This window comes from Pigmentiphaga sp. NML080357 (assembly GCF_002188465.1).
Taxonomy (GTDB): domain Bacteria; phylum Pseudomonadota; class Gammaproteobacteria; order Burkholderiales; family Burkholderiaceae_B; genus Pigmentiphaga.
Window position 1 is genome coordinate 1 of sequence record NZ_NINW01000042.1, and the last position, 6,342, is coordinate 6,342.

General features: G+C 66.1%; 4 protein-coding genes and 2 pseudogenes. 4 read left to right on the plus strand and 2 right to left on the minus strand.

The window, feature by feature from the left end:
- Positions 1 to 112, plus strand: a pseudogene (locus tag CDO44_RS19740) (IS5/IS1182 family transposase); the annotation flags it as partial.
- 10 nt (positions 113 to 122) lie between these two features.
- On the opposite strand, the pseudogene CDO44_RS19745 reads toward CDO44_RS19740, so the two are convergent.
- Positions 123 to 317, minus strand: a pseudogene (locus tag CDO44_RS19745) (tRNA 2-selenouridine(34) synthase MnmH); the annotation flags it as partial.
- Positions 317 to 1,351 carry a selenide, water dikinase SelD gene (gene selD / locus CDO44_RS19750; RefSeq protein ID WP_087782005.1) on the minus strand — a complete coding sequence of 345 codons (1,035 nt, stop codon included), beginning with the start codon at positions 1,349 to 1,351 and terminating at the stop codon, positions 317 to 319. The gene selD and the pseudogene CDO44_RS19745, both read right to left, overlap by 1 nt.
- A gap of 156 nt (positions 1,352 to 1,507) precedes the next feature.
- Here selD and CDO44_RS19755 point away from each other — a divergent pair, with 156 nt between their 5' ends.
- The 3 genes from CDO44_RS19755 to CDO44_RS19765 all read left to right on the plus strand — a co-directional run bounded on the left by CDO44_RS19755 (position 1,508) and on the right by CDO44_RS19765 (position 6,119).
- Entirely contained in the window at positions 1,508 to 2,137 is a 630-nt protein-coding gene (locus CDO44_RS19755; RefSeq protein WP_198951403.1) for a glutathione S-transferase family protein, read from the plus strand.
- A gap of 277 nt (positions 2,138 to 2,414) precedes the next feature.
- On the plus strand, positions 2,415 to 5,117 hold the full coding sequence (gene acnA / locus CDO44_RS19760; RefSeq protein ID WP_087782007.1) for an aconitate hydratase AcnA: 2,703 nt from the start codon (positions 2,415 to 2,417) through the stop codon (positions 5,115 to 5,117).
- Positions 5,118 to 5,219: 102 nt separating this feature from the next.
- Positions 5,220 to 6,119, plus strand: a complete 900-nt coding sequence (locus tag CDO44_RS19765) for a LysR substrate-binding domain-containing protein (protein ID WP_087782008.1) — start codon at positions 5,220 to 5,222, stop codon at positions 6,117 to 6,119.
- Positions 6,120 to 6,342: the final 223 nt, after the last annotated feature.

The following is a 6,342-nucleotide window of genomic DNA, read 5'->3' on the forward strand; positions in this document are numbered from 1 at the left end:
ACTGTTCCGGCGCCTCAAAGGCTTCCGGCGCATATTCTCGCGATTCGACAAGCTGGATGTGATGTTCATTGCCTTCATCAATTTCGCGCTCATCGTTGATGGGCTTAGATAGTGTGAACACGCCCTAGCGCAATGGCGGCATCCTGGCCTTTCTGCTTGTAGCAGGTGCCGACCTTCTGCCGCTCGATATCGGTCATCAGCGGCAGGTTGACGGCACCGGGAAATGCGCCCTTGCCGAATTCGATCGGCGCCCGCGTGTCCATCATCGGCACGCCGCGGAGAAAGAGCCCGCGATAGTCGTCGATATCGCCGCGCATCACGCCACTTCGACCGCGTAGCGCTGGCGCTCGACCAGCTCGCCTATGGGCGCCAGGTCCAGCCCGAATTCCGCGGCGGCGGCAAGGAATTCGGCCTCCCCCTCGGGCGCGACCGCCACCAGCAGGCCGCCGCTGGTCTGGGGATCGCACAAGAGGTCGATCCGCTCCTGGGGCAAGGGCGCGATGCGCTCGCCATAGCTGTCGAAATTGCGGCCGGTCCCGCCCGGCACGCAGCCTTCGGCCAGGTAGTGATCGACGCCCGGCAGGCGCGGCACCTTGGCGAACTCGATGCGTGCGCTGACGCCGCTGCCGTCCGCCATTTCCACCAGATGGCCCAGCAGGCCGAAGCCGGTGACGTCGGTCATGGCCTTGACCCCGGGCAGCCGGCCGAACCGGCTGCCCGGCTTGTTCAGCGTGCACATCCAGTCGCGCGCCAGGTTGACGTCTTCGGCGCGCAGCCTGGATTTTTTCTCGGCCGTGGTCAGGATGCCTATGCCCAGCGGCTTGGTCAGGTACAGCTTGCAGCCGACCGTCGCGGTGTCGTTGCGCTTGAGGCGCGCCTTGTCCACCACGCCGGTGACAGCCAGGCCGAAGATGGGTTCGGGCGCATCGATGGAATGGCCGCCGGCCAGCGGAATGCCCGCGGCGTCGCAGGCCGCCCGGCCGCCACGGACCACCTCTCGCGCCACCTCCGGCGGCAGCAGGTTGACCGGCCAGCCCAGGATGGCGATGGCCAGCAGCGGATCGCCTCCCATGGCGTAGATGTCGCTGATGGCATTGGTGGCGGCGATGCGGCCGAAGTCGAAGGGATCGTCGACGATGGGCATGAAAAAGTCGGTGGTCGACACGACGCCGCGCTCGTCGTCCAGCGCATAGACCGCCGCGTCATCGCGCGAGGCATTGCCCACCCACAGCCTGGGGTCGAGGTTCTGCGCGCCGCTGCCGGCCAGGATCACCTCCAGCACCTTGGGAGAGATCTTGCAGCCGCAGCCGGCGCCATGGCTATACTGGGTCAGGCGTATGGGATTGCTCATGGATTGTTCGTAATGGCTCGATGAAAGCCATTCTAAAACAGCCGCTCTGCCGCTCCGGGCCTTCCGCCCGGCCGCCCGGGCCGCCAGCAACGCCCCATCTACCCGTGCCGCCAACGCCATGGCGCCGCCGTCTGTTCCAAGCAGGGGACCCAGATGATGAAACTGTATGGATTCGGCCCGACCCGCTCGCTGCGCGCACGCTGGGCCCTTCAGGAACTCGACGCGGAATTCGAGTTCGTTCCCGTCAACCTCATGGCCGGCGAACACCGCCACCCCGACTTCCTGCGCCTCAATCCCGCCGGCAAGCTTCCGGTACTGGTCGACGGCGACCTCGTGCTCACCGAATCGGCCGCGATCGTCATGTACCTGGCGGAGAAATACGGCGCCAAGGGGCTCATGCCCGCCGGCCTGGCGCAGCGGGCCCAGGCCTATCGCTGGTCCCTGTTCGCCGTCACCGAGCTCGAGCAGCCGCTGTGGCGTATCGCCAAGCACTCCTTTCTGTACCCCGAGGACAAGCGCCTGCCGGAAGATATCGCCCTGGCGAAGGAGGAATTCGTCGCGATGGCGGCAGTACTCGAGCGCCACATGGACGGGCGCGAGTTCATCGTCGGCAACGGCATGAGCATCGCCGATTGCGTCACCGCCTATGTGCTGGACTGGGGAAACGAACACGGGCTGATCGACGGCTTTGCCAACCTCAAGGCCTATATGGAGCGCATGTACGCGCGGCCCAGGGCGCCTCAGCGCATCGCCCAGGCCATGGCAAGCCTGCAGGCGGCCGGCTGACAGGAACGGCGCCCGCCGCACGCGCCCGGCTCGTCCTCCCTCGCGCCTCCACCCGAGGCATCCTCCGGCGCCTGGCCCGGCGCGCGGAGCATGACGTCCAGAGAACCCGGACAAAGGTCCGCCAATGTTTGCGTCCCCCCGAAACTTTGCTTGCATTTTCATGTCTTATATCTTATATAAGACATAGGATCTACCCTGACTGAAACCGCCGGTCCCCGTACATCGCACCGACGCAGCATAAGTGGTAGATTTATCCGGTTTTCCTTCGGAGCTGATCATGCCGCACAACACGTTCAAAACACTGAAAGAATTCAAGGTCGGCAGCAAATCCGGCCAGTACTACTCGCTCCCGGCCCTCGGCAAGGCCCTGGGCGTCGCGGTCGAGCGATTGCCGGTCTCCCTGCGCATCGTTCTCGAATCCGTCCTGCGCAACTGCGACGGCAAGAAAGTCACCGAAGAACACATCAAACAGCTCGCCAACTGGAAGCCCAACGCCAAGCGGGAGGAAGAAATCCCCTTCGTCGTCGCCCGCGTCGTGCTCCAGGACTTCACCGGCGTCCCCCTGCTGGCCGACCTTGCCGCCATGCGCAACGTCGCCGCCAAGCTCGACAAGAATCCCAAGGCCATCGAACCCCTCGTTCCGGTGGACCTCGTCGTCGACCACTCCGTCATGATCGACGAATACGGCTCCAAGAATGCCCTCGACCTCAACATGAAACTGGAATTCAAGCGCAACCACGAGCGCTACCAGTTCATGAAATGGGGCATGCAAGCCTTCGACACCTTCGGCGTCGTGCCTCCCGGATTCGGCATCGTCCACCAGGTCAACCTCGAGTACCTGGCCCGCGGCGTCCATAAGCGCGACAAGGTCTACTACCCCGATTCGCTGGTGGGCACCGACAGCCACACCACCATGATCAACGGCATCGGCGTGGTCGGCTGGGGCGTGGGCGGCATCGAGGCCGAAGCCGCCATGCTCGGCCAGCCCGTCTACATCCTGACCCCCGACGTCGTCGGCGTCGAGCTCAAGGGCCGGCTGCGCGAAGGCGTCACCGCCACCGACCTGGTCCTGACCATCACCGAGATGCTGCGGCGCGAGAAAGTCGTCGGCAAGTTCGTCGAGTTCTGTGGCCCGGGCACCGCCAGCCTGACCGTGTCCGAACGTGCCACCATCGGCAACATGGCCCCCGAGTACGGCGCCACCATGGGCTTCTTCCCGGTGGACGAGCGCACCATCGACTTCTTCAAGGGTACCGGCCGTACCAAGGAAGAGATCGAGGCCTTCGAGGCCTACTACCGTGCCCAGAAGATGTTCGGCGTACCCGACGCCAAGGACATCGACTACACCAAGCTGCTGACCCTGGACCTGTCCACGGTCGCGCCCTCGCTGGCCGGCCCCAAGCGCCCGCAGGACCGCATCGAGATCGGCAACGTCAAGCGCACCTTCAGCGAACTGTTCAGCAAGCCGGTGGCCGAGAACGGTTTCTCGCAGCCGGCCGAAAAACTCGACCAGGTGTTCAAGACCGAAAGCGGCATTCCCATCCAGAACGGCGACATCCTGATCGCCGCCATCACCTCCTGCACCAACACGTCCAACCCCAGCGTGCTGCTGGCGGCGGGCCTGCTGGCGAAGAAGGCCGTGAAGGCCGGGCTCACGGTCAAGCCGCACATCAAGACCTCGCTCGCCCCCGGATCGCGCGTCGTCACCGAATACCTCGAGAAGACCGACCTGCTGCCCTACCTTGAGCAGCTGGGCTTCAACGTCGCGGCCTATGGCTGCACGACCTGCATCGGCAACGCCGGCGACCTGACTCCCGAACTGAACGAGCTCATCGCCAAGAACGATCTGGTGTGCGCCGCCGTGCTGTCGGGCAACCGCAACTTCGAGGCCCGCATCCACCCGAACATCAAGGCCAACTTCCTGGCGTCGCCGCCGCTGGTGGTGGCCTACGCCATCGCGGGCACCATGAAGCGCGACCTGATGACCGAGCCGGTGGGCCGCGGCACCAAGGGCGACGTCTACCTGGGCGACATCTGGCCCACCCAGGCGGAAATCGAGAAGCTGATGAAGTACGCGCTCGACCCCAAGGCCTTCAAGAACAACTACGCCCAGGTCAAGACCAATCCCGGCGAGCTGTGGCAGCAGATCGAAGGCGTGACGGGACAGGTCTACAACTGGCCCAAGTCCACCTATATCGCCGAGCCGCCTTTCTTCGAGGACTTCACGATGGAGCCGGGAGCGGCCAATGCCGTGGTCAAGGGCGCCCGCGCGCTGGGCCTGTTCGGCGACTCCATCACCACCGACCACATCTCGCCGGCCGGCTCGATCAAGGAAAGCTCGCCCGCGGGCAAGTACCTGCAGGCCAACGGCGTGATGAAGGCCGACTTCAACAGCTACGGTTCGCGACGCGGCAATCACGAGGTCATGATGCGCGGCACCTTCGCCAACGTGCGTATCAAGAACCTGATGATCCCGCCCAATGCCGACGGCACGCGGGTCGAAGGCGGCATCACCATCCACCAGCCCAGCGGCGAACAGCTGTCCATCTACGACGCGGCCATGAAGTACATCGCCGAGGGCACGCCCACCGTCATCTTCGGCGGCGAGGAATACGGGACCGGCTCGTCGCGCGACTGGGCCGCCAAGGGCACGCAGTTGCTGGGCGTGAAGGCGGTCATCGCGCGCAGCTTCGAGCGCATCCACCGCAGCAACCTCGTGGGCATGGGCGTGCTGCCGCTGCAGTTCAAGGGCTCGGACAGCATCCAGTCCCTGAACATCACCGGTCGCGAGACCTATGACATCACGGGCCTCGAGAACGGTATCAAGCCACAGCAGGACGTCACGCTGACCATCCACTACGAGGACGGCACCAGCAAGCAGGTTCCGCTGCTGCTGCGCATCGACACGCCCATCGAAGTGGACTACTACAACCACGGCGGCATCCTGCCCTTCGTGCTGCGCCAGTTGCTGGCGGCCTGAAGCCCGGGCCCGCCTCGCGCGGGCCCTCCTGCCCGGGGCCTGCGTTCCGATGCCATGGCGGCAGCGGGCGCAGGCCTCGCCACTTGCGGAGAGTCCCGCTTGATCAATCTCTCGCGCTTCGATCTCGTCACGCTGGCGCTGTTCGTGGCCACCGCGCGCCACGGCAGCATCTCGGCCGGCGCGCGGCAGCTGAACCTGGCGGTGGGCGCCGCCAGCCGCCGCATCGCCGACCTGGAGGACGCCGTCAAGACGCCCCTGCTCTACCGGCGCGCCTCGGGCGTGGAGCTGACCGAGCCCGGGCAGGCCTGCCTGCAGCACGCCATGCGCATCCTGCAAGACGTGGAACAGATGGCGGGAATGATGTCGGCCTATTCGAGCGGCACCAAGGGCCAGGTGCGCATCGCCGCCAATACTTCATCCATCACGCAGTTCCTGCCCGAAGACCTGTCGGGCTTCATGGCCAGCCATCCCGACATACGCATCGAGCTGGAAGAGCAGAACAGTTCGGTCATCGTGGCCGCCGTGGCCGAGAACCGCGCCGATGTCGGCATCTTCGCCGACCGCACGCCGGCCGCCGGGCTGGTGACCTACCCGTATCGCGATGACGAGCTGGTATTGATCGCGCCGCGCGCCCACCCGCTGGCGGCCCGGCGCGCGGTACCCTTCCGCGACACCCTGGCCTATGAGTACGTCAGCCTGCCCGACGCCACGTCGCTGGCCAGCCGCATGCTCGAGGAAAGCAGCCGGCTCGACCGTCCGCTCAGGCTGCGCATCCAGGTGCGCAGCTTCGACGCCATCTGCCGCATGGTGGCCACCGGCATGGGCGTAGGCATCCTGCCCCGCATCGCCGCCGCCCCGCATGCCAAGTCCATGGGCCTGAAGCTGGTCGCGCTGGAAGACGCCTGGGCGCGGCGCAGCCTGCTGCTGGGCGTGCGCTCGCCCGACGCCCTCACCGCGCCCGCCCGCCTGCTGGTGGCGCATCTGCGGGGATTGCAGGACTAGGGAAGTTTCTCAGGGCCCGGATGGGTTCTTTATCCGTCCTTGGCCGGTGTGGCGGGGCGGCCCCCCTCTCGGGGCGCAGCGAAGCCGGTCCCGGCTCCGCCGGGACTTCCCGGAGTTGGCGCGGTCGGCGGGGCGGGCGTGAACTCGCGCGGGGACAGTCCCCCGGACTGTCCCTACTGCCGCGCTCAGACATGCACGCCCTTGCTTCCCCGCCGACCGCGCC